General features: G+C 68.5%; 20 protein-coding genes and 1 pseudogene. 12 read left to right on the forward strand and 9 right to left on the reverse strand.

Annotated features, from left to right (window positions below):
• Nucleotides 1–552 precede the first annotated feature (552 nt).
• The 3 genes from istA (at nt 553) to MPLG2_RS01240 (ending at nt 4,581) form a co-directional block, all read left to right on the forward strand.
• Complete coding sequence (gene istA, locus MPLG2_RS01230; protein WP_105187391.1) at nt 553–2,106, forward strand: IS21 family transposase; 1,554 nt, start codon at nt 553–555, stop codon at nt 2,104–2,106.
• Nucleotides 2,103–2,879, forward strand: a complete 777-nt coding sequence (istB, locus tag MPLG2_RS01235) for an IS21-like element helper ATPase IstB (RefSeq protein ID WP_105184575.1) — start codon at nt 2,103–2,105, stop codon at nt 2,877–2,879. Before istA ends, istB begins: the two co-directional genes overlap by 4 nt.
• 358 nt (nt 2,880–3,237) lie before the next feature.
• Nucleotides 3,238–4,581 (forward strand): HNH endonuclease signature motif containing protein, encoded by a 1,344-nt coding sequence (locus MPLG2_RS01240; RefSeq protein WP_105184576.1) that lies wholly within the window; start codon nt 3,238–3,240, stop codon nt 4,579–4,581.
• Nucleotides 4,582–4,818: 237 nt separating this feature from the next.
• Here the strand turns inward: MPLG2_RS01240 and MPLG2_RS18190 are convergent, their stop codons facing one another.
• The 7 genes from MPLG2_RS18190 to MPLG2_RS01275 form a co-directional block, all read right to left on the reverse strand.
• On the reverse strand, nt 4,819–5,178 hold the full coding sequence (locus MPLG2_RS18190; protein WP_158680770.1) for a hypothetical protein: 360 nt from the start codon (nt 5,176–5,178) through the stop codon (nt 4,819–4,821).
• 49 nt (nt 5,179–5,227) lie between these two features.
• On the reverse strand, nt 5,228–6,289 hold the full coding sequence (locus MPLG2_RS01245) for an ERCC4 domain-containing protein (protein WP_105184577.1): 1,062 nt from the start codon (nt 6,287–6,289) through the stop codon (nt 5,228–5,230).
• A 19-nt stretch (nt 6,290–6,308) separates the two neighbouring features.
• A complete protein-coding gene (locus tag MPLG2_RS01250) occupies nt 6,309–7,085 on the reverse strand; it encodes an ABC transporter permease (RefSeq protein WP_105184578.1) in 777 nt (258 codons plus the stop codon).
• Nucleotides 7,082–7,867 (reverse strand): ABC transporter ATP-binding protein, encoded by a 786-nt coding sequence (locus tag MPLG2_RS01255; RefSeq protein ID WP_105184579.1) that lies wholly within the window; start codon nt 7,865–7,867, stop codon nt 7,082–7,084. The genes MPLG2_RS01250 and MPLG2_RS01255 overlap by 4 nt, the downstream gene beginning before the upstream one ends.
• Nucleotides 7,857–8,453 carry a TetR/AcrR family transcriptional regulator gene (locus MPLG2_RS01260; RefSeq protein WP_158680771.1) on the reverse strand — a complete coding sequence of 199 codons (597 nt, stop codon included), beginning with the start codon at nt 8,451–8,453 and terminating at the stop codon, nt 7,857–7,859. Before MPLG2_RS01260 ends, MPLG2_RS01255 begins: the two co-directional genes overlap by 11 nt.
• 232 nt (nt 8,454–8,685) lie before the next feature.
• Nucleotides 8,686–9,447 (reverse strand): carboxymuconolactone decarboxylase family protein, encoded by a 762-nt coding sequence (locus MPLG2_RS01270; protein ID WP_105184582.1) that lies wholly within the window; start codon nt 9,445–9,447, stop codon nt 8,686–8,688.
• A 423-nt stretch (nt 9,448–9,870) separates the two neighbouring features.
• A complete protein-coding gene (locus MPLG2_RS01275; RefSeq protein WP_197710033.1) occupies nt 9,871–10,566 on the reverse strand; it encodes a VIT1/CCC1 transporter family protein in 696 nt (231 codons plus the stop codon).
• A 105-nt stretch (nt 10,567–10,671) separates the two neighbouring features.
• Here MPLG2_RS01275 and MPLG2_RS01280 point away from each other — a divergent pair, with 105 nt between their 5' ends.
• The gene (locus tag MPLG2_RS01280) at nt 10,672–11,370 is read left to right on the forward strand and encodes a ZIP family metal transporter (RefSeq protein WP_105187393.1); all 699 of its coding nucleotides are present in this window, start codon (nt 10,672–10,674) and stop codon (nt 11,368–11,370) included.
• Between the two features lie 16 nt (nt 11,371–11,386).
• Here the strand turns inward: MPLG2_RS01280 and MPLG2_RS01285 are convergent.
• A pseudogene (locus MPLG2_RS01285) lies at nt 11,387–11,887 on the reverse strand (poly(ethylene terephthalate) hydrolase family protein); the annotation flags it as partial.
• Between the two features lie 183 nt (nt 11,888–12,070).
• Here MPLG2_RS01285 and MPLG2_RS01290 point away from each other — a divergent pair.
• The 6 genes from MPLG2_RS01290 to MPLG2_RS01315 all read left to right on the forward strand — a co-directional run bounded on the left by MPLG2_RS01290 (nt 12,071) and on the right by MPLG2_RS01315 (nt 16,825).
• Nucleotides 12,071–12,262 carry a hypothetical protein gene (locus MPLG2_RS01290; protein WP_105184584.1) on the forward strand — a complete coding sequence of 64 codons (192 nt, stop codon included), beginning with the start codon at nt 12,071–12,073 and terminating at the stop codon, nt 12,260–12,262.
• A 239-nt stretch (nt 12,263–12,501) separates the two neighbouring features.
• The gene (locus tag MPLG2_RS01295; RefSeq protein WP_105184585.1) at nt 12,502–13,533 is read left to right on the forward strand and encodes a nucleoside hydrolase; all 1,032 of its coding nucleotides are present in this window, start codon (nt 12,502–12,504) and stop codon (nt 13,531–13,533) included.
• Nucleotides 13,534–13,583: 50 nt separating this feature from the next.
• Nucleotides 13,584–14,387, forward strand: a complete 804-nt coding sequence (locus tag MPLG2_RS01300; protein ID WP_105184586.1) for a histidine kinase — start codon at nt 13,584–13,586, stop codon at nt 14,385–14,387.
• A 7-nt stretch (nt 14,388–14,394) separates the two neighbouring features.
• Complete coding sequence (locus MPLG2_RS01305; protein ID WP_105184587.1) at nt 14,395–15,174, forward strand: energy-coupling factor transporter transmembrane component T family protein; 780 nt, start codon at nt 14,395–14,397, stop codon at nt 15,172–15,174.
• Complete coding sequence (locus tag MPLG2_RS01310) at nt 15,171–16,025, forward strand: energy-coupling factor ABC transporter ATP-binding protein (protein WP_105184588.1); 855 nt, start codon at nt 15,171–15,173, stop codon at nt 16,023–16,025. Before MPLG2_RS01305 ends, MPLG2_RS01310 begins: the two co-directional genes overlap by 4 nt.
• Complete coding sequence (locus MPLG2_RS01315) at nt 16,022–16,825, forward strand: energy-coupling factor ABC transporter ATP-binding protein (protein WP_105184589.1); 804 nt, start codon at nt 16,022–16,024, stop codon at nt 16,823–16,825. Before MPLG2_RS01310 ends, MPLG2_RS01315 begins: the two co-directional genes overlap by 4 nt.
• A gap of 416 nt (nt 16,826–17,241) precedes the next feature.
• Here the strand turns inward: MPLG2_RS01315 and MPLG2_RS01320 are convergent, their stop codons facing one another.
• On the reverse strand, nt 17,242–18,162 hold the full coding sequence (locus MPLG2_RS01320; protein ID WP_173909586.1) for an NADP-dependent oxidoreductase: 921 nt from the start codon (nt 18,160–18,162) through the stop codon (nt 17,242–17,244).
• A 172-nt stretch (nt 18,163–18,334) separates the two neighbouring features.
• Here MPLG2_RS01320 and MPLG2_RS01325 point away from each other — a divergent pair, with 172 nt between their 5' ends.
• Entirely contained in the window at nt 18,335–20,998 is a 2,664-nt protein-coding gene (locus MPLG2_RS01325; protein WP_231935743.1) for an MDR family MFS transporter, read from the forward strand.
• Nucleotides 20,999–21,006: 8 nt separating this feature from the next.
• On the forward strand, nt 21,007–21,591 hold the full coding sequence (locus MPLG2_RS01330) for a TetR/AcrR family transcriptional regulator (RefSeq protein WP_105184590.1): 585 nt from the start codon (nt 21,007–21,009) through the stop codon (nt 21,589–21,591).
• Nucleotides 21,592–21,662 lie beyond the last annotated feature (71 nt).

Genomic DNA, 21,662 nt, shown 5'->3' on the forward strand with positions numbered 1-21,662 from the left:
TCACTTCACTTGTCAGGGCGGCATCGGGGCACCCCGTCATCCCCGGCCTCGCCCCAAGCCGGTCATTCCCGGCCTCGCTCCTGCCATCCCGGCGGATGCCGGGATCTCGTGCCGGCTTCAGCTCGTTTGGGGTCAGCTCGTCGACCCCGCTGCGACCGGCCTCACCCCACGGTCATCTCGGCGGGTGCCGGGATCTCGCTGTCGTCTTCGGGGCCTTCACCGTGCCCACCAGACCGGGGTCCGCCTGACTCCACGCCCGGTCGTCCCGGCGAATGCCGGGATCTCAGGGGCTGGCGAGTCTTGCGTCATTCCGGCGGATGCCGGGACCTCTCTGCGGCTGGCGACCTTTCCGTCAACACGGCGAATGCCGGGTCTGGTTCCGCGGAGTGTCCGTGGCCATGAAAAAGTCCCCACTGGTGGCCAGGTGGTGGTCTCCGTTGGTGGCCAGTTAGAAGTCCCCACTGTTCGTGTCGTGTCGTGACCGACTCTGAGGCCCTGCGTGGTGAGGGTGGCGGTGCCAACCAGTCACCGAGCACCACGCAGGGGTTTCCATTGAAGAACGCGAAGGAACGTATGGACGTGATTGCTGCCTACCGAGATGTGGGCACGTATCGAGGGGCGGCCGCGGTGTGCGGCACGACCCATAAGACAGTGAGGCGGATCATCGAGGCTCACCAGGCCGCGACCGAGGGGGTCGTGCCGGTGGCAGTGGTGCGGCCGCGCAACTATGACCAGGTGATCGAACTGGTCGCTGACAGGGTGAAGTCGACCAGTGGCCGGGTCAGCGCGAAGCGGTTGTTGCCGGCTGCCCGGGCAGCCGGTTATGCCGGGTCGGACCGCAACTTCCGACGCCTTGTCGCAACCGTGAAAAAGCAGTGGCGCCATGATCAGGCACGGGCGGGTGGCCGGCGGCCGGCGGTGTGGTCGCCGGGTGAGGTGCTGGCGATCGATTGGGGTGAGGAGGTGTTGGCGGGCCGCAAGCTGCTCGTGTTCTGCGCCGTGCTGGGCTGGTCACGGTTCCGGTTCGTCCGGTTCGCCACCGACCAGCAGCTGGCGACCACGCTGGGCATGCTCGCCGAATGCTTCGAGGTCCTCAGTGGTGTTCCCAAGACAGTGCTGGCCGACCGGATGGGGTGTTTGAAGGGCGGTGTGGTGGCGAACGTGGTGGTGCCCAGCCCGGACTATGTCCGCTTCGCGACCCATTACCGGTTCCGGCCCGATTTCTGCCATGCGGCCGATCCGGAGTCGAAGGGGATCGTGGAACGACTGGTCGGCTATGCCAAACAGGACCTGCTGGTGCCACTCGAACTCGACGACGACCCCTGGGTCGACGGGATCGCCGGACTCAACGTGCGCGCGCACGCGTGGTGTGAGGAGGTGAACGCGGCGCTGCATTCCGAAATCCAGGCTGTCCCGGCCGAGCGGCTCGCTGCTGAGGCCGAGGTGCTGGGTGAGTTGCCGTCGCTGCGGCTGGAGATCGGTCCGAAACCTGTCAGCCGTAAGGTCGACAAGCTGTCCTGCATCCGGTTCGGCTCGGCCCGCTACTCGGTGCCCAACCAGTTGATCGGCACCACCGTCACCGTGATGGTTGATGAGCGTGACCGGATGCTGCGGGTGATCGAACCCGTCACCGGCCAGATTCACGCCGAGCATGCCCTGGTGGCGCCGGGTGAGACCAGCATCGTCGATGCCCACTACGGCCGGCCCCGACCTGAGACGCCACGCCGGGCGGCGCGGGCCAAGACACCAGCAGAGCGGGAGTTCCTCGCCCTGGGGCCGGTCGCGCAACGGTTCCTGACCGGGGCCGCCGCGGCCGGGGTGACCAAGCTGGGCAGCGAGATCAACGAGATCCTGATGCTGGCTGCCGCGCACGGCACCGACGCGTTGCTGGCAGCCCTGGAACGGGCAGTGAGGTTCAGCCGGTGGCGAGCAGCCGATGTGCGCTCCATCCTGGCCACCAACGGATATGCACCCCACCCCACCCCGGCCGGTGCAGCGTTCACTTCCGCGGTGGTGCTCACCCTGCCGTCGGTGCCGACCCGGTCGCTGGCCGACTACGCCCTGCAACCAGCCATCGAGGGCAACGAGGGTGGTGAGGTGTCATGACCGCGATCATCCCGCCGCTGCCCGCCGACCTCAACGACGGGCTGAAACGGTTGAAGATGGCCGCCATGCGCCAGCTGGCACCCGAGCTGCTGATCACCGCCAAAACGCAACGCTGGAACCCTGAGGAGTTCCTGCGCACCCTGATCGAGGCCGAGATCGCTTCCCGCGACGCCTCCAACATCCGCACCCGGATGCGGCAGGCCAGTTTCCCAGTCACCAAGACCCTCGACGAGTTCGACATCGCCGCCTCCTCCATCCCGCCGGCCACCTTCGACTACCTCGCATCCTTGGAGTGGATCCGGGCCGCCGAGAACGTCTGCCTGATCGGGCCCGCCGGCACCGGCAAGTCCCACACCCTGATCGGGCTGGGCATCGCCGCCGTCGAACACGGCCACCGGGTCCGCTACTTCACCGCCGCCGAACTCGTCGAAACCCTCTACCGCGGACTCGCCGACAACTCCGTCGGGAAACTCATCGACAGCCTGCTCCGCAACGACCTGGTCCTGGTCGATGAACTCGGCTTCGCGCCGCTGGACGACACCGGAGCCCAACTCCTGTTCCGGTTCGTCGCCGCCAGCTACGAACGCCGATCCCTCGGCATCGCCTCCCACTGGCCCTTCGAATCCTGGGGACGATTCCTCCCCGAACACACCACCGCCGTCAGCATGCTCGACCGACTCCTCCACCACTGCCACACCGTCGTCACCAACGGCGATAGCTACCGCATGCGACAAGCCCGAACCACAGGAGGCACCAGACCCAAAACCAGCTGACAACGACCCGAACAGTGGGGACTTTCAAATGGCCACCAACGGGGACCGCAACCTGGCCATTGACACGGAGCGGTGGCGCCCCTGTCCCGCCCTTGCGGGACTGCTCGGCTAGCGCCTCGCAGTGCGCAAACGCCCGACCACGCCCTGACAGGGGCGCCGCCACTCCGCTTCAACCGAGCGTTTCGATGGCGTGCGCGGTCTCGACAAGCTCGTCCAACCGATCACGTCATCCCGGCGGATGCCGGGATCTCCGAACTAGCAGGCCGGGTTATCCACAGTGAAAAATAGCACCAAATCAGCTTGTGGATAACTGCACACATGTTCGAAACTGTCAGAGCCGGTCGGTAGCGTTGCTGGCATGGAGTTGACCTTCGAGCAGCTGGATGATGCGGCCCTGGTGGCTGTGATCGATGCTGCCGTGTCGGCTCTGACCGATGACCGGGTCCGGTTGCAGAACGGTCAGCAGCGGCTGCAACTGTTGGTTGATGCGGTGCGGTTGGATGCCCGGTTGTCGGCGTGGCGGTCGGCGTTGGCGGCCGAGGTGGAACAGTCCGGGGTGGCGGTGGCCGAGCATGGCACCTCCACCGTCACCTGGCTGGCCGACGCGGTGTGCATGACGCGTCGTGCGGCGGGCCGGTTGGTGATCGAGGGGCAACGACTGACCCGGTTCCCGACCGTCGCAGCCGCCGCTGCCGAAGGGTGCGTGCTGCCCGAACAGGCCCAGGCGATCACGCAGGTGCTGGACGGGCTGCCCACCGATTTCGACACCGGCCAGTTGCGGCAGGCCGAAGAGCTGATGGTGGGTTTCGCCGACACCCACAACGCCCACGACCTGCGCAGCCTGTCGCGCTACCTGGTGGAGGTGCTCGACCCCGACACGGTCGAGGCGCGGGAAGCGGCCCGGTTGGAACGCGACCTGCGCGCAGCCCGGCACAATCGACACCTGACGTTTGCTCATGATCATCATGGGTCGGTGCGCATCAGGGGCAGCCTGCCGGTGGCCGATGCGGAGCCGTTCATCAAACTGATCGCCAGCTATCAGGCCCAAGCATCCCGCGCGCTGGACAGGCTCGACCCGCTCGCGCCGAACCTCACGCCCGCGCAACGCCGCGCCGACGCGCTGATGGCGCTGGTCGATCGGCACCTGGCCAACGCGCTCGCCCCGAGTCATGGTGGTGACCGGCCCCGGGTCGTGGTCACGTTGAGTTACGACGTGATGGTGAAGACCGCCACCGACGCCGGGCTGCTCAGGGGTGAACTGATCGGCACCGGTGAGCCGATCTCCCCGTCCACGCTGCGGCAGTTGTTGTGTGATGCCGACGTCATGCCCGCCGTGCTCGGGTCAGCTTCGCAGGTGCTCGATGTCGGACGTTCGCAACGACTCGTCACGGCCCCGATTCGGGCGGCGCTTGAGATTCGCGATCAAGGTTGTGTGTTTCCGGGCTGCGACAAGCAGCCGACCGGCTGCCACGCGCACCACATCGTGCCCTGGTGGGCCGGGGGAATCACCGCCCTACATAACCTGGTACTCGTCTGCCCCCACCACCACGGCATCGTCGAACCCAGCCACAACCCCACAGCAGACCGCTGGCAAGTACGACTACCAGCGAACGGCCCGGCCCACGTCATCCCACCCCGACGCGTCGACCCCCAACAAACACCACGAATCCACAACCGATTCACCGCACCCATGCGCACCTGACGGGTGTGGCACTCGGTGAACGACTGCCGTGAGCGAACCGCTGATCAGCCGCGCGGGTCGATGGTTGAACTTGTCGAAAACCCTAGCCGCAACAGGTCTCGACACGCTCGATCACGAAGTCAACTCGACCAACGACCAGGTGACCAGCTCGGCTCCCGCGGACCTGTCCTGACACCGTCAACCCGGCGGATGCCGGGATCTCATCCGACCGTCGCAGCTCAACGTGCCAAGGCAGGGTCACTGATAGATCACGCATGCCTGGCGACGACCCGCCCAGTGGAGATGCCGGCGTCCGCCGGGATGACGCAGGGTGCCGAGAGGCTTGGCGCCGGCCTGCCGGGGGGCTGCGTGCAGGATGGGGAGATCCCGGCGTCCGCCCAGATGACGCATGGTGCCGAGCGGCTTGGCGCCGGCCTGCCGGTGGGCTGCGTGCAGGATGGGGAGATTCCGGCGTCCGCCCAGATGACGCATGGTGCCGAGAGGCTTGGCGCCGGCCTGCTGGTGTGCAGCGCGCAGGAAGGGGAGATCCCGGCGTCTCCCCAGATGACGCACGGTGCCGAGCGGCTTCGCGCCGAACTGCTGATGTGCAGCGTGCAAGGAAGGGGGATCCCGGCGTCCGCCGATATGACGGTTTGCAACAGTGGCGCTACGCCCCCTGCTCAGACCCTGCCTCGTGCGCCGCCTGGTAGGCGGCCACTGTCTCGGGCCGCAGGCGTCCACGATCGGCGACCGGCAAACCCTCGGCCATGGCCCACGCACGAATCACGGCCGGGCTGGGCCCGCCTGTGGACCCCTCGGAGTTGCCTGAGCGGGGCTGGGCACGTCGCCGGCCACGGCCTGGTGCGTCCAAGCGGGGCAACTCGATGTTGGGCAACTCAACGCTGGGCAATGCCTCGATCCGAGCGGCTGCGGCGCTCTCGTTCTCGAACTCGTCGAGGCTGGCGGCGAGAAAGCGGAACGTCCACTGCTCGGCCAGCGCCCGGGTTTCGGCGAAGAAGATCGGCACGCTCGGAAACCGCGCCTGGCATTCAGCGAGCCCTTCGGCGACCACCAGCGGCCGCACCTGGGTGAGTGAGAACACCTTCGAGTAGCGGTCTTCGACGACCACCGCGGCGTGCGGCAGCGCGGCGAGGGCGGCGAGCAGGTAGCGCATCTTTCCGCCGGTCAGCGTCGAAACCAGGTCGGCCAGTGACTTGCGCTCGACGCTCGCCACGAGTACCCCATCGGCGAGCACGCCGTAGTCGCCGGCTGCCAGGGCTGCCTTCGAGAGCGTCACCGGCAGGGTCGAGAACTTCCAGGCGTACCGTTCGTGGCTGTCGACCACGATGTCGAGGCTCTCGCGGCCACCTGCCCGAGCGGTCGGTGGACGCCCCTGCGGCCGTGCCTGTTTGGCGGTGCGGGCGGTCTGCCAGAAGATCGCCTCGCGTCCTTTCACGTGGGTGAGCACGAACTGCGACCGGTTCTCGCGGCCCCGCTCGAGCACCAGATCGATGGCCGCGCCGCGGCGCACGCACGAGCGCACGGCGGTTCGTTCGACGATCTCGGCGTCGTCGGGCCACTCGGCGCGATGGCAGTACACCTTCGCCGTGCGCGGCCAGGCCTCGCGCGCCTTCAGCACGATGCCGGACGGCCCGAGTGGCAGTCTGATCAGAAAGGGCAGGGTCGACCCGGGCTCGGGGTTTCGGGCCACGAGGAAGTCGTCCACCATGACCGCACCCTACGGCGCGTCACGGATTGTCGGCGAGCCGCAACTGCACCCCGGTGCCGATCAGGCCCGCCGCGAAGGTGGCGGCCAGCACCAGCCCACTGGTCGAGGCCAGCGGTGCTGCATCACCGGTCATGCCCGTGAGCAGCGGCACGATCGACCACGGAAACCAGCCGGCCCAGCCGGTGTGCCCGACGACGTCGCCCAGCAGCAGCATGCCCAGCGCGAAGCCGACCGGCGCCAAGATGTTGCGCGACGCGACGGCGACCCACGCCACCACGGGCACGAGCAGATAGCTCGCCGCGGCGCCCAACAGGGTCGCACGAACCATCTGCCAGCCGAGGTCGGTGCTCAGCCCCGGCAGGGCCATCAACCATCCGATCGCGAGCGCTTCGGCCAGTGCGGCCGCCACCAGAACCAGCCACCAGCAGGCGGCGACCACCAGCTTGGCCACCCCGAAGGCCGCACGGGGCACCGGTAGGGCGAGCATGTTCTTGGCCGTACCGTCGGCGTACTCGCGGCCGAACAGGTGCGCCACCACGAAGGCCAGCACCAGCATTCCCGCGGCGCCCACCAGAACGCTCACGTAGTTGCCGAACGCCGGCCACGTGGCTTCGAGCCCGGCGAGGTTCGCCTTGGTGCCCAGCAGGCCGAGGGACGCCGCCCGCTCGGGCTCGCGGATTATCCACATGAACAACGCCAGCACCCACGGCCCGGCGAGCATCACCGCCAGCGTGATCCACGGCACCACCGAACGCCGCAACTTGATGAACTCGGTGACCACCACGGTGCCGATCATCGAACCGGCCGTTCACTTGGGGCGGTGCGGGCCAGAAAGTAGCGTTCGAGGTCGGCGGTGATCAGTGCCTCGGCGCGTTCGGCTTCGGTGAACGCGTCGCGAACGTAGGCGCGAGCACGGGTCGCCAACTCGTGCCTGGACGCCTCTTCGACCAGTCTTCCGGCGTCGACGATGCCGATGCGGTCGGCCAGGTGCGCCACCTCGGCCAGCAGGTGCGACGACATGAACACCGTCACCCCGCTGGCGGCCAACTCGCGCAACAGTTCGCGAACCTCGACGATGCCGGCGGGGTCGAGGCCGTTCGCGGGCTCGTCCAGAATCAGCAACTCGGGGGCGTGCAGCAGGGCTCGGGCCAGCGACAGCCGTTGCTTGTTGCCCAGCGACAAGCGCCCGGCGCGGCGATCGGCGTAGTCGTCGAGCCGCAGCCGTCCGATCGCCTCGGCGACGGACGACCTGGCGGCCCCGGTGAGCCGGCGGTGAATGTCCAGGTTCTCGGCGACGGTGAGGTTGGGGTAGGCGGTGGCGCTCTCGACCAGAAACCCCACCCGACGCAGCCAGCGTTGGTCGTAGCCGATCGGGTGGCCGAACACCTGCACGGTGCCCGACGTGGGGCGGATCAGGCCCAACAACATGCGAATCGTGGTGGTCTTGCCGGCCCCGTTGCGGCCCAGTAACCCGTAGATCTCGCCGCGCCGCACCTCGAGGTCGAGGCCGTCCACGGCCCGAACCCGGCCGTAATGCTTGGTCAGCGACTCGGTGCGCAGCACCGCCTCAGTGGTCATCGGACGCCCCCAACGCGGCCAGGGCCAGGTCGATGGCGGCGTCGATGGCCTCGGGAAGCGCGGCGTGGGACGTGCCGGCCAGCTCGACCGACTGCAGCCCGCCGAGCACGAACCAGGCCGCCGCTCGCGGGTCGGCCACACGAAAGCTGCCGTCGGTCACACCGTCGGCGACGAGTTGTTCCATCAGCGGCAGCAGCCGGGGTAGCAGGTGCTCGGCGAAGCGGTCGTGCAGCGTCCGGTTCTCGGCGCGGTGAATGAAGTCGGTGACGTCGCTGAGTTCACCGTCGCGGGCGAGGTCGGCGAGCAGGCGTCCGAACGCACGCAGGCGATCCTTGGCGGGCATCTCTGCGGTGTCGAGCCGCCCTTGAAGACTCGTCAGCATGGTCTCGGCGACGCCTTCAACGACGGCGAGGATCACGTCGTCCTTGCTGGTGAAGTACAGGTAGAACGTGCCCTGGGCCACCCCGGCGTCCCGCACGATGTCGGCCACCGAGGTGGCTGCCACGCCCTGCCGGGCGAACGCTTCGGCTGCCGCGGCCACCAGCTGGGCGCGTCGTTCGTGCTTGTCGGTGGTGCGTGGGGACATTGCGATCCTTAATGACTGACTGTCAGTCATTAATATAGGACGGCGCGGGCATCGTGTCGACGGACGTCACGAGGCTCGCCGGGCGAGCAGGGCGAGACCGCTCGTGGGCCAGGGTCTCGTCAAGCTCGACCGGCGGGGAAGTCTCGACAAGCTCGACCGGCGGGGAAGTCTCGACAAGCTCGACCAGCGGGGAGGTGCCGACAAGCTCGACCAGCGGGGAGGTCTCGACCAACTACTGCTCGGCGCTCAGCCGTTCGGCCACGATGCGAATCGCGTTGACCGCGAGCGGGAAGCCCGCGTAACCCGACAGGTGCACCAGAGCCGCCAGCACCGTCTCGGGGCTGTTGCCGGCGGCGAGGGCGCCGGCCACGTGCGAGCGCACCTGGGGTTCGAGGTTGAGCGCGGCCAGCGCACACAGAATCAGCAGTTCGCGCGTGGGGGTGTCGAGGCCACCGCGGGTGGCGAAGTCGCCGAACGCCCACTCGGTGAGCAGACGGGGTACCGCCTGCGAGAACGGCTCGGGCAGCGACGCCAACGAGTCGGCCATGCGGTTGCCGTACAGCGACTGTTGAATGTCGCTGCCGCGCTCGTGGCGATCGTCGTCTGTGGTGGTGCCCTGGTCGGGCAGCGGTAGGTCGACGCCGCGCGAGCTCAACACCTCGTTGAGCACTGCGATCGCGTTCAGGGTGCGAGGAAAGCCCATGAACGGTGCCAACTGGTAGATCACCTCACGCAGTTCCACCGCCTCGACCCCGATGGTGAGGGCCGCGTTGAGGTGCCCGCGCAACTGCGGCAGCGACTGCAGGGTGGCCAGCGTGGTGACGGTGATCAACTCGCGGGTGCGATAGTCGAGCTCGCCCAGCGCGAACAGGTCGCCGAAGATGTAGGTGCGCAGAATGCGTCCGAACTCGGGGTCGTTGTCGACGGCACTGGTGTCGCGCGGGCCGAACAGGTCGGCGTAGACCCGTTCGCTGTGGTCGAGTCGGTCACTCATGGGGTTCCTCTCGGATCGATGGCGTGGTGCCTGTGGCAAGACCATCACAAGGCCGAGACCTGAGGGAGACCCTGTTGCATCCCCCTTCGCGTGCGCGGATGTGGTTCTGGGCTCGGGCGGTTGATGATCGAGGTCAGCGCCGATAGGGGTGTGATCTCGCGGCTTCCCGCCCGTGCGACCCCTGAACCGGACGGCTCGGGGCGTCCGTCCTGCGACCGCTGAACCGGACGGCCGGGCTCAGCGCGTCCGCCCGTGCTACCGCTGACCGGACGGCTGGGCTCAGTGCGTCCGCCCGTGCGACCGCTGACCGGACGGCTGGGCTCAGTGCGTCCGCCCGTGCGACCGCTCACGGGACGGCTCAGTGCGTCCACCGGTGCGACCGCTGACCGGACGGCTGGGCTCAGCGCGTCCTCTTGAGGCGAATCACAGCAGGGCCGCCCCCACCAGGTAGCTCGAACCCAGCGCGGCCAGGCCGATGAACACCGAGCGCAGCAGGGTCTGCCAGATGCGGGTGTGGCCGAGTCTGGCCAGCACCACCGACGTGAGCGCCAGCGCGATCGCCACGGCCACGGCGGTCGCTTCGTCGTTCCAGCCGCCGGGTGCCACCACCGAGATCAGAATCGGCACCGACGCTCCGAGCAGAAACGCCATGCCCGCCCAGAACGAAGTGACGATCGCCCCGCCCAGCGTGGTGCGCTCGTCGAAGCCCTCGATTTCGAGCTGAGCGCTCAGGCCGTCGACCGCAGTGAGTTCCTCGGCGACCAGCCGGGCGGTCTGCGGAGTGACGCCCTTGCTCTCGTAGTATTCGGCCAGTTCGGCGATCTGTTCGTCGGGTGCGAGTTCAGAGCGGCGTTGTTCCTCTTCGGCGGCCAACTGTTCGGCGTCGCGGTCGGCCAACGCCGAGCTGAGCGCGACGGCGGCGATCGAGAGGGCACCTGCGACGGAAGCCATCAGCATGATCGGCGACCACAGATTCTGCAGCTCGCCCACGCTCTGCAAGCCCTGACTGAAGCCCGAGATGGCCAGAATGCCGTCGTTGACGTTCTCGACCTGGGCCCGCACGCTGGCCGGGTCGAGGCGCAGGGCCAGACGGTGCCGCCAATCGGACGCTGCCTCCACGGCAGCAGTGTGCCAGCCGACGCCGCCGGCGTGAACGGACCTGACACCAGCAGCTTTCTGCGTGCACAACGGGCAGTGGGCGCTCAGGAGGGCCAGGATGAGGCCATGTGGTCTGCGTTGGGGTGGGGTGCGCTCGCCGCCGTCTCGGTGGTGCTCGGCGCCCTGCTGGGCCTGGCCCGGCGCTGGCACGACGGCGTGATCGGGTTCGTGCTGGCCTTCGGGGCGGGCGCCCTGCTGTCGAGCGTCGCCTACGAACTAGTCGAAGACGGCATTCACAACGGCGGCCCGGTGCCGGTGGGCTTCGGACTGGCGGCGGGCGCACTGGCCTTCTACTTCGCCGACCGTGCTCTTGAGCGGCGGACGTCCGGTTCGTCGGGCGGGCTCCCGCTGGCCCTGGGCGCTCTGCTCGACGGTATTCCCGAGCAACTCGTGCTGGGGCTGGGGCTCGGCGCGGGCGGCGGCATCAGCCTCGCCCTGCTCGGCTCGGTGTTCGTGTCGAACCTGCCCGAGGGGCTCGGGTCGGCTGCGGCGATGCGCGAAGCCGGGCGCACGAAGGGTCAGATCGTCACGTTATGGGCGATCGTCGCGGGCTGTTGCACCGCCTCGACGGTGGCGGGTTTCGCCTTGGCCGAGGTGCTACCGGCCGCGGCGGCCACCGGCATCAACGGTTTCGCCGCGGGCGCGCTGCTGGTGATGCTCACCGACTCGATGATTCCCGACGCCGAGAAGAAGGCCCCGGGCAAGGCCGGGCTCGCCACCGTGCTGGGGTTCGCGGCGGCGATGTCGCTCTCGCTGCTGCAGTGAGTGTTGAGTTGGACGCCTACTTGCTCTCGCCCGTGGTGCCTGCCGGCCGTACGAACGTGGCGCCGCTCTTCAGGGTGGCGTCCAGCCAGTCGCCCAGCATGTCGTTCGACAGCCCGACTTGGGTCGATCGTGAGATCGAGCCCTTGTCGCAGCCCAGGCCGAAGAACGACGACGAGTCGAGAAAGCCGCAGTGGTAGCCGCCGGTGATCGACACCCAGGTGGCCGGCGACCGCTTGGCGTCGTACATCGCCCGGGTGGTGTTCGGCTTCACCACCGTGTCGGACGACCCGACGACGAACAGGGCGGGCACCGTCACCGATCGCGCGGCGGTGGTGGCCGACGGGTTGGTCTCGGCGGCGGCCAGCACCGCCACGGTGTCGATGCTCTGGTCGGCCGCGGCAGCCAGCAGGGCGGCCCCGCCACCCATCGAGTGGCCGAGCACCGCGTCTTTGGTGGCGTTCGCGTTGAGCTGGGTGGCGTGCGCCCACGCGATAGCGGCGTCGAGGTCTTTGGCGAAGGCGGAATGCCGCGATCGATCAACCGTCGCCTGATCGCCTCACCGTCGACATCGATGTGCACCACGGGGTGGCCAGGCCGATGAACACGGAGCGCAGCAGGGTCTGCCAGATGCGGGTGTGGCCGAGCGCACGCCTGCGCGTCGGTTGGCGAGGGTTAGGCCCGATCGGGCCAGGATGAACGGATGTGGGCGGCACTGGGCTGGGGTCGCTTGGCAGCGATCTCGCTCGGCATCAACGGTTTCGCCGCCGGCGCGCTGCTGGTGATGCTCACCGACTCGATGATTCCCGACGCCGAGAAGAAGGCTCCTGGCAGGGCCGGATTGGAGACGGTGCTCGGCTTCGCCGCGGCCATGTCGCTGTCGCTGCTGCAGTGACGGCGCTGGGCTCTGGTGGTTATTGGGGACGGTTCCGATTACCGTTCACAGCGCCCGTCCGACGGCATCGTGCCTGGTAGCAGCGACTTCGTCCTCCGGGTGGCTACCGGATGAACGGTAATCGGAACCGTCCCCAATACCCACCAGGCGGCCCGTGACGGCGTGCGCCCGCGATCATCCGTGCGTCCCGGGACGAGCGGCACTAGGGTGAGCCGATCCGTCCAGCCATTGGGAGTGCCATGCCCACCACGCCGCTGATCGTCGACGTCGACACCGGCATCGACGATTCGCTCGCCCTGCTGTACCTGCTGGCCAGCCCCGAGGCCGAACTGGTCGGCATCACCTGCACCGCCGGCAACGTGAACGCCCGCCAGGTGGCGATCAACAACCTGGCCTGGCTCGAACTCTGCAACGGCCCCGACGTCGAGGTCGCGCTCGGTGCCGAGGTGCCGATCATTGCGCCGCTGATGACCACCGAAGAGACCCACGGACCGCAGGGCATCGGCTATGCCGAACTGCCGGCGCCCACCCGAACCCTGTCGACCCGGCACGCCACGCAGGTGTGGATCGACAACGCCCGAAAGCGGCCCGGCGAGATCACCGGCCTGATCACCGGGCCGCTGACCAACCTGGCCCTGGCGGTGAAGCTCGAACCCGAACTGCCGCTGCTGCTCAAGCGCATCGTGGTGATGGGCGGCGCGTTCAACCACCCCGGCAACACCACGCCCACCACCGAGTGGAACGTCGCCGTCGATCCCGACGCGGCCAAGATCGTGTTCGACGCGTTCTCGGTGGTGCCCGACGACCGGCGTCCGGTGATCTGCGCATTGGACGTGACCGAACGCATCGAGATGCACCCCCACCACATCGCCGAACTGGCCCGGGCAGCCGGCAGCACGCCTGATGAGATCATCAGCCCCGACGACGAGCCGGGCCGCCGCTCACAGGCGTCCAACAAGGTGATTCGGCACCTCAGCGACGCCGTGCGCTTCTACATGGAGTTCCACCGGCTCTACGAGCAGGGCTTTCTGGCGCACATGCACGACCCGTTCGCGGCCGCCGTGGCGCTCGACCCGAGCCTGGCCACCGTCCGGGAGGCGACGGTCGACGTCGAGCTCGCCGGCACTCTCACCAGAGGTCAGACGGTCGCCGACTGGCGTGGCATGTGGGGACAGCGCCCGAACGCTGCCATCGTTGTCGACACGGATCCGGCCGAGTTCTTCCGACGCACCATCGACCGGGTCGGGGCCCTGGCCCGCGCGCTCGGCTGAGCGGCTTCAGGGCGCAGTACCGCCACGACGATGTCGCACAGGAGGACACCATGACATCAAGCGCGACCGCAACGCCGAACAAGTCACGCAATCTCGCCCTGGTGGTGGGCGGCACGGTGATCGTGCTGGCCACCTACCTGTATCTGGTGATCTCCCAACCCACCGAGTTACAAACCAGCAGCACCGCACCCGCCGGACTCATCGCCATGGCCGGCTACCTGGTCGGCGCCGTGCTGATCGCCGCCGGCTCGATTCATCGGCTGTCGACCACCACCATCGCGATGATTCCGGTGGCCATCGCCCTGAACATCGTGGTGGGCCAACTGGTCGCCGTGATCGGCCTTCCGGTCTATCTCGATTCGATGGGCACCGTGCTGGTCGCGGCCCTCGCCGGCCCGGCGGCGGGTGTGGTGACCGGCATTCTGACCAACGTGATCTGGGGCCTCACGCTCAGCCCGATCGTGTTGCCGTTCGCCGTTGTGCAGGTGGTGATCGGCATGATGGCCGGCTACGCCGCGCGGGGCGGCCTGTTCCGCAAGCCCTGGTTGCCGCCCATCGCCGGGGCGCTCACGGGCGTGGTGGCCGCGATGATCTCGGCACCGATCTCGGCGTTCATCTTCGGTGGTGCCACCGGTGGCGGCACCGGCGCTCTGGTTGGCATGTTCCAGGCGATGGGGCAGTCGCTGCTCGGCGCGACCACGATGCAGGGCCTGCTGTCGGACCCGCTCGACAAGCTGATCAGCTTCACTGTGGTCTACCTGGTGCTGAGCGCATTGCCGGCCCGGTTCAAGCAGCGGTTCCCGTTCGTTCGCCAGTACCAGGTGTTCGGCAAGGCGCCCGCCGCCAAGGCCTGAGCCGCGCGTGTCGTCCACGTTGTACGTCGAGCGCCCGTCGGCGGTGCACCGGCTGAACCCGGTGACCAAGCTGGTCGCGCTGCTGTGCGTGATCGTGGTGGTGTTCGCGATTCCGCAGTGGTGGGCGTCGGGGGCGGTACTGCTGCTGGTGATCGTGCCGGCGGCGGTGATCAGCGGCTGCGGTGGGGCGCTGGCGCGCATCGGCGGGCAGATTCTGCTGCCGCTGCTGGTGGTGCTGGTGCTGGTTCAGGGGTTGACGTTTCCGGGCGGGCAGACCGTGCTGTGGCGGTGGGGTCCGCTGGCCCTGACCACCGAGGGGCTGATGTTCGCGGCCACCATCGGTGCCCGCATCGTGGTGCTGGTGCTCTCGTCGGTGCTGCTCGTGCTCACCACGCACCCCGGCGACCTGATGTCGGCGCTCACCGAGGCGGGCATGTCGCCCAGGTTCGCTTACATCATCAGCTCGACGTTGCAACTGATTCCGTCGTTTCGGGCCCGGGCCGACAGCATTCTGCTCGCCCAGCAGGCCCGCGGACTCGCGGTGCCGCGCAACCCGGTGCGTCGGTTGGGGGTGCTGATGCCGCTGCTCGCCCCGCTGGTGCTGGGCATGTTCACCGACGTCGAAGAGCGCTCCACGGCCATGGAGGCCCGCGGCTTCGGCTCCACCGCCAAACGCACGACGCTGACGCCCGTGCGCGACAGCAGGGCGCAGAAGGTGGCCCGCTGGGTGATGCCGGCGGTGGCACTACTGGCGGTCGTGCTGCAGGTGGGTTGGGGGTTGCTGTGATCAGGTTGGACGACGTCGGTTACACGTATCCGGACGCGCCGGCCCCGGCGTTGCAGCACGTCAGCCTCGAAGTGCCGCCGGGTTCGATCACCGGGGTGGTGGGGGCGTCGGGGGCCGGCAAGACCACACTGGCCAAGGTGATCGCCGGCTTCATTCCGCAGGTCGAGGGCGGCGAGTTGACCGGCTCGGCCACGGTGGACGGGCGCAACCTTGCCGAGTTGAGCCTGGTCGAGGCGGTGTCGAAGGTCGGGCTGGTGATTCAGAACCCGTTCAACCAGATCTCGGGCGCCCGCTACACGGTGCGCGGCGAGATCGCGTTCGGGCTTGAGAACCTGGGCACCCCGCGCGCCGAGATGGCCGCCGGGGTCGACGAGGTCGCGGCCCTGCTGCGCATCACCGACCTGCTCGACCGCTCGCCTTACGCGTTGTCGGGCGGGCAGATGCAGTTGGTCGCGATCGCGAGCATGCTGGTGCTGCGCACCCCCGTGCTCGTCATGGACGAACCCACCTCGCAGCTCGACCCCGCCGGTACCCGGCTGGTGTTCAGCGTGCTCGACACGCTCGAAGAGGCCGGCGTGACCGTGGTGATCTTCGAGCACAAGCTCGAACTACTGCAGGCCCACGCCGACCGGCTGTTGGTGCTGGCCGACCGCACCATCGCGTTGGCGGGCACGCCCACCGAGGTGCTCGCCGACGAGCGGCTCAGCGGCTGGGGCATCGGTGCCACCCGTTACACCAGGGCCGCCCGGCTGGCCCGCGAGCGCGGCCTGATCGGGGCCGAGGTGCCGCTGCCGGTCTCTTTCGACCAGGCGGCGGCGGTCTTCGGTACCGGTGCGGGAGGTGCGCGATGAGTGCGGTGCGGTTCGAGAACGTCCGGTTCAGCTACCCCAGCGGCGTCGAGGCGCTGCGCGGTGTGTCGTTCGAGGTGCCCACAGGGCAGCGGCTCGCGATCGTCGGCCAGAACGGTGCCGGCAAGACCACGCTGGTGCGCCATCTGAACGGCATCTTTCAGCCCACCTCGGGCTCGGTGTACGTGGCGGACGCCGCGACGACCGGCCGGGCCATCGCCGAACTGGCGGCGTCCGTCGGGTACGTGTTTCAGAACCCCGACGAGCAGATCTTCGCCTCGACCGTGATCGCCGACGTCGAGTTCGGGCCGCGGAACCTGGGCTGTTCGGCCGACGAAGCGCGGTCGCGGGCGATGGCGTCGCTCGCGACGGTGGGGTTGGCAGCAGAGGCCGACACGCACCCGCTGCACCTGTCGCTCAGCGAGCGCAAGCGGGTGGCGCTGGCCGGCGTGCTGGCCATGCAGACCCCGATCGTGGTGCTCGACGAGCCCACCACGGGTCAGGACGCCGGGGGAGTGGCGATGGTGGCGGGCGTGGTCGAGGCCCTGGCGAGCGCCGGACGCACCGTGATCGCGATCACCCACGACATGGACTTCGCCGCCGAACACTTCGACCGGGTGGTGGTGATGGCCAAGGGCGAAGTGCTGGCCGACGGGCCGCCCGTGGTCGTGTTCGGTGATGCCGAGGCGCTGGCCCGGGCGGCGGTGGAGCCGCCGCAGTTGTTCCGGCTGGCAGCGCACCTGGGCTGGCCGGATCGTCCGCTCACCGTCGAGGGCTTCGTGGACGCATTCGAACGCCGTTGAGCCCCGCTGGTCGAGCTTGTCGAGACCCGGTTGCCGCGGTGTGGGGGCACCCCGTCCTGCCCCCGCGGAGCTCGCCGGCCGCTTTCGTCTCTGCCGTCGATTCATTGGTCGAGCCGACGAGCCCGCCTTATACGCAGCACGCCGAAGGCGGGCAAGCTGAGGAGCGGAGCGACGATACGCCCACCTACCGGGACGGGGTGCCCCCCACACCGCTTCGAAGTTGCTGTCGGCAGGTGGTGAGATCCCGGGTCAAGCCCTGGATGACGAATCGTGCCCTGTCATCCCGGCGGACGCCGGGATCTCCCAACCGCACCCGACGGACAACCCCGCACGACGAGTCTGCTCCCGTCATCCCGGCGGACGCCGGGATCTCCCAACCGCACCCGACGGTCGAGCCCGGACGTCGATGTCGCGCCTCAGCTGACCTCGATCACCAGCTTGCCGCGGGTGTGGCCCTCACGGCTTTGCGCGAAGGCGTCCGCGACCTGGTCGAGGGCAAAGGTCTGTGCCACCTCGACGTTCACCGCTCCCGACTCGACCAGCTCGGCCAGCGCCGCGAGGTCGTCGGGGTTGGGGTGCACCCACATCCACTGCCCTCCGGCACCCAGCACCTCGGGGTCGGTGATCGACGCGTGCACGCCGCCCTCGGCCAGCACGGCCATGGTCGCCGGCACCACGCCGCCGACGAAGTCGGCCACGATGTCGACGCCGTCAGGCGCCAGCGCGCGCACCCGCTCGGTCAGCCCGTCGCCGTAGGCGACCGGCTCGGCGCCCAGCGAGCGCAGGTAGTCGTGATTGCGCTCCGAGGCGGTGGCGATCACCCGCGCGCCTTCGGCCACTGCGATCTGCACGCCGAACGACCCGACGCCGCCCGCGCCGCCGTGAATCAGCACGGTCTTGCCCGAGGCGAGCCCCAACCGGTGCAGCACCTGATACGCGGTCAGCCCGGCCAGCGGCAGCCCGGCGGCCTCGGCCCAGCTCAGCCGCTCGGGCTTGCGGGCGAGGCAGCGCGGCGGCACGGTGACGAACTCGGCGAATGTGCCGCCGTGCACCCAGTCTTTGCGGGCGTAGGCGATCACCTCGTCACCCACGGCGTAGTCGACGGTGTCGATGCCGACCGACTCGACCACGCCGGCCACGTCCCACCCGGGAACCACCGGGAACTGCGCCACCATCAGCGAAGCCAGTCCGCCCGACATGACCTTCCAGTCCACCGGATTGACTCCGGCCGCCTTCACCCGCACCAGCACCTCACCCGGCCCGACCGGGGGTACGGGTTGCTCGCTCACCGCCAACACCGAGTTGTCGCCGAACCGGTCGTACGTCACTGCCTTCATCGTCGTCATGTTCACCGCAACAGCCGTAGTCGCGAACTGATTCCCTGCCACGCGGGCCGTTTCTGGTCTGGGCGAGTTCGATCGCCAATGGTTGCATTCCTGCAATATTGCGTTACCGTAATCATGCGCTGCCGCAAGATTGGCAGCGTTTCGCATGTAGCAGGAGGATTCCGTGGCCGCTGCCACCGTTGAACGCCCGGTCGAGATCGACGACGGGTCGAACCCGATCATGAGCCACCGCCAGATCATGCTGGTGATGTATGCGCTGATGGCCGGCATGTTCTTGAGCGCCCTCGACCAGACCATCGTGGGCACCGCGATCAGGACCATCGGCGACGACCTCAACGGCCTCGACCAGCAGGCGTGGGTGACCACCGCCTACCTGATCGCCGCCACCGTCACCACACCGCTGTACGGCAAGCTGTCAGACCAGTTCGGACGCCGCCCGCTGTTCATCGTGAGCATCAGCATCTTCGTGCTCGGCTCGTTGCTGTCGAGCTTCGCCACCTCGATGCTCGGCCTCGCGGCGTTCCGTGCCTTTCAGGGCCTGGGTGCCGGCGGCCTGATGTCGCTGCCGCTGGCCATCATCGGCGACATGCTGGCCCCGCGCGAGCGGGCCAAGTACCAGGGCTTCTTCTTGGCCACCTTCGGCATCGCGTCGGTGATCGGCCCCCTGGTCGGCGGCCTGTTCGCCGGTGCCGACACCATCTTGTGGGTGGACGGCTGGCGCTGGGTCTTCTTGGTCAACGTGCCGGTCGGAGCCATCGCCCTGCTGATGGTGATCAGCTTCATGCACCTGCCGCACCACCACAGCGGACACCCCCGCATCGACTGGTGGGGCGCCACCCTGGTGGTCGGCACCCTGGCCCCGCTGCTGCTGGTCGCCGAGCAGGGCCGCGAGTGGGGCTGGAGCTCGGCGCCGTCCATCGCGTGCTTCGTGATCGGTGCGGTGGGCCTGCTGGCGTTCATTCTGGTCGAACGGGCGATGGGCTCCGACGCGATCATTCCGCTGCGGCTGTTCAAGTCGTCCGGCTTCTCGTTCACCACCGTGCTGAGCGTGCTGGTGGGCTTCGGCATGTTCGGGGCGATGCTGACCATTCCGCTCTACCTGCAGATCGTCACCGGCCTGACCCCCACCCAGTCGGGCTTCGCCACGCTGCCCATGATGGCCGGCCTGATGCTTGCCTCGATCGGCTCGGGCCAGCTGATCGCCCGCACCGGCAAGTACGCGATCTTTCCGATCACCGGCACCGGCACCACCGCCGTGGGCTTCGGGATTCTGACCTTCATCAGCGTCGACAAGCCGCTGTGGTTCTTGATGATCGCCATGTTCGTGATCGGCCTGGGGCTGGGCCAGTTGATGCAGACCCTGACCATGGCCGCGCAGGCGTCGGCCGAGGCCCGCGACATCGGCGTGGCCACCAGCTCGGCCACGTTCTTTCGCCAGATCGGCGGCACCATGGGCACGGCGATCATGCTGTCGCTGCTGTTCAGCATTCTTCCAGTCAACGTCACCAACTCGCTGGCCGACGAGCAGGTGCTCACCGAGGCCCTCGACGCCGCACTGGATCCGGCCGTGGCCAACGCCCCCGAGAACCAGGCGATCATGACCCAGATGTGGGGGCCGATCACCGACAAGATCAAGTCGCAGGTCGACGACAATCTCGCCGACGCCACCAAAGAGGTGCACGACCAGGTCGAGGCGGCGGTGCGCGAGAAGGTTTCGGATGCCGTGCACGCCAACGCAGCCAAGGGCGCGGGGAAACTGGCAGACGGCGTCTCGGCGGTCAGCCTGGGGCTGGGCAAGCTGAGCGACGGCACCGGCGCGTTCGTCGGCGGCGTGGGCAAGATCGGCGAAGGCGCGCAGGCGCTCGCCACCGGAACCAGGTCGGCGGCCTCGGGCGCGGGCAAGCTGGCCACCGGCGTGGCCAAGCTGAGCAATGCCGAGAACGTCGCGGCCACGAACGCCAAGCAGGCCACCGACGACTTCAACGCGCTCAGCGCGGCGATGGCCACCATGGGCGACGATCAGAAGAAGTGCTCCGACGGCGATCAGACCGCCTGCGACAAGCTCGAAGCCGATCAGGGCAAGGTGTCGGGGGCCATGAAGGCGCTGGGCACCAGCGTGTACACCACCAGCGGCTACCTCAACGGCAGCGGTGACAAGCCGGGCCTGGCCACCGGGTTGGCGGGCGTGGCGAGCGGAACCAAGGGCCTGGCGTCCGGCCTGAACAAGCTGGGCGACGGCCTGCAGAAGCTCGCCGACGGCGCCACCACTGCGGCCGACAAGGGCGGCGCGTTGACCACCGGAACGAAGGCGGCGGCATCGGGCACGAAGAAGCTCGGCGCAGGCGCGCGGCAGCTGTCGACGATCGAGAAGGTCATCAAAGACAAGGTGAAAGAGCTCACCCCTGCCGCGGTGAAGAAGGCGTTGCAGAAGGTGGCCGACGAAAAGCACTTCAGTGTGGTCGACGGCACGCTCGCGGTCGACTACAGCGACCCCGTGCAGCGCCGGGCGATCATCGACTCGCTGGTGCCCGAGATGGTCAAGACGATCAAGAACGGCGACACCGCCGACGTCAAGACCGACACCAGCTCGAGCGACACGTCATTTCTCACCGGCGCCGACCCGCGGCTGACCAAGCCGTTCTTGACCGGCTTCAACGCCTCGGTGGTGAGCATCTACTGGGTCGGGCTCGGCGTGATGCTGCTGGCGTTCGTGATCACGTGGTTCTTCCGGGTGCCGCCGCTGCGCACCCGCTCGGCCCTGCAAGAGCGTGCCGACGGAGCGAGAGAAGGCCACACACCCAGCGCCGCGGAGGGAATGTTGGGATGATCGGTGTCATGACCGAGCAGCCGTGCACGTCGCTGCGTGAGCGCAAGAAGCGGGCCACCCGCGAGGCGCTGCATGCGGTGGCGCTGCGGCTGGTCATTGAGCGCGGGGCCGATGAGGTGACGGTCGAAGAGATCTGCGACGAGGTGAACGTTTCGCCGCGCACGTTCTTCAACTACTACCCGACCAAGATCGCGGCGGCCTTCGACCTGCCGGCCGCCGACGAGATTCCGCACGACGAGCGCGCACGCTACCTCAGCGCGTCCGGCGGCCTGATCGCCGACTCGTGCGAGCTGGTGTCGCGCAACGTGAGCCTGCCGAGCGACTTTCCGCGCATCAAGGCGATGTTGAAGGCGCGCCCCGAACTGGCGATGGACTTTTGGCACCAGACGCTGCAACGGCTGCGTCCGTTCTTCGTGCTGATCAACGAGCGCACGGGTGACGCCGAGCGGGCCCGCATGACCTTCGGCATCGTCATCACGGCGGTCACCTCGGCCATGATGCGCCCCGAAGCGCAGGCCGGGGGCGAATCGCGCGATCGGCTGCTGAACGAGGTGCGCGCGCTCAAGGCCCTGCTGCACGAGGTGGACGCCTGAGTTCGCCGATGACCGCGGGTCGAGCTTGTCGAGACCCATGGTGTGGTGGTCGAGCGTGTCGACACCGCTCG

The sequence above is a fragment of the Micropruina glycogenica genome, assembly GCF_900289045.1.
Lineage (GTDB): Bacteria > Actinomycetota > Actinomycetes > Propionibacteriales > Propionibacteriaceae > Micropruina > Micropruina glycogenica.

Excerpts from the sequence above, each read along its gene's own strand:
- MPLG2_RS01250 (WP_105184578.1), bottom strand. The coding sequence starts at position 7,085 with ATGATCGGCACCGTGGTGGTCACCGAGTTCATCAAGTTGCGGCGTTCG.
- MPLG2_RS01320 (WP_173909586.1), bottom strand. The coding sequence starts at position 18,162 with ATGAAGGCAGTGACGTACGACCGGTTCGGCGACAACTCGGTGTTGGCG.
- MPLG2_RS01245 (WP_105184577.1), bottom strand. The coding sequence starts at position 6,289 with ATGGTGGACGACTTCCTCGTGGCCCGAAACCCCGAGCCCGGGTCGACC.
- MPLG2_RS01255 (WP_105184579.1), bottom strand. The coding sequence starts at position 7,867 with ATGACCACTGAGGCGGTGCTGCGCACCGAGTCGCTGACCAAGCATTAC.
- MPLG2_RS01315 (WP_105184589.1), top strand. The coding sequence starts at position 16,022 with ATGAGTGCGGTGCGGTTCGAGAACGTCCGGTTCAGCTACCCCAGCGGC.
- MPLG2_RS01270 (WP_105184582.1), bottom strand. The coding sequence starts at position 9,447 with ATGAGTGACCGACTCGACCACAGCGAACGGGTCTACGCCGACCTGTTC.
- MPLG2_RS01290 (WP_105184584.1), top strand. The coding sequence starts at position 12,071 with ATGTGGGCGGCACTGGGCTGGGGTCGCTTGGCAGCGATCTCGCTCGGC.
- MPLG2_RS01260 (WP_158680771.1), bottom strand. The coding sequence starts at position 8,453 with ATGTCCCCACGCACCACCGACAAGCACGAACGACGCGCCCAGCTGGTG.
- MPLG2_RS01280 (WP_105187393.1), top strand. The coding sequence starts at position 10,672 with ATGTGGTCTGCGTTGGGGTGGGGTGCGCTCGCCGCCGTCTCGGTGGTG.
- MPLG2_RS01330 (WP_105184590.1), top strand. The coding sequence starts at position 21,007 with ATGACCGAGCAGCCGTGCACGTCGCTGCGTGAGCGCAAGAAGCGGGCC.
- MPLG2_RS01300 (WP_105184586.1), top strand. The coding sequence starts at position 13,584 with ATGACATCAAGCGCGACCGCAACGCCGAACAAGTCACGCAATCTCGCC.
- MPLG2_RS01295 (WP_105184585.1), top strand. The coding sequence starts at position 12,502 with ATGCCCACCACGCCGCTGATCGTCGACGTCGACACCGGCATCGACGAT.
- MPLG2_RS01240 (WP_105184576.1), top strand. The coding sequence starts at position 3,238 with ATGGAGTTGACCTTCGAGCAGCTGGATGATGCGGCCCTGGTGGCTGTG.
- istB (WP_105184575.1), top strand. The coding sequence starts at position 2,103 with ATGACCGCGATCATCCCGCCGCTGCCCGCCGACCTCAACGACGGGCTG.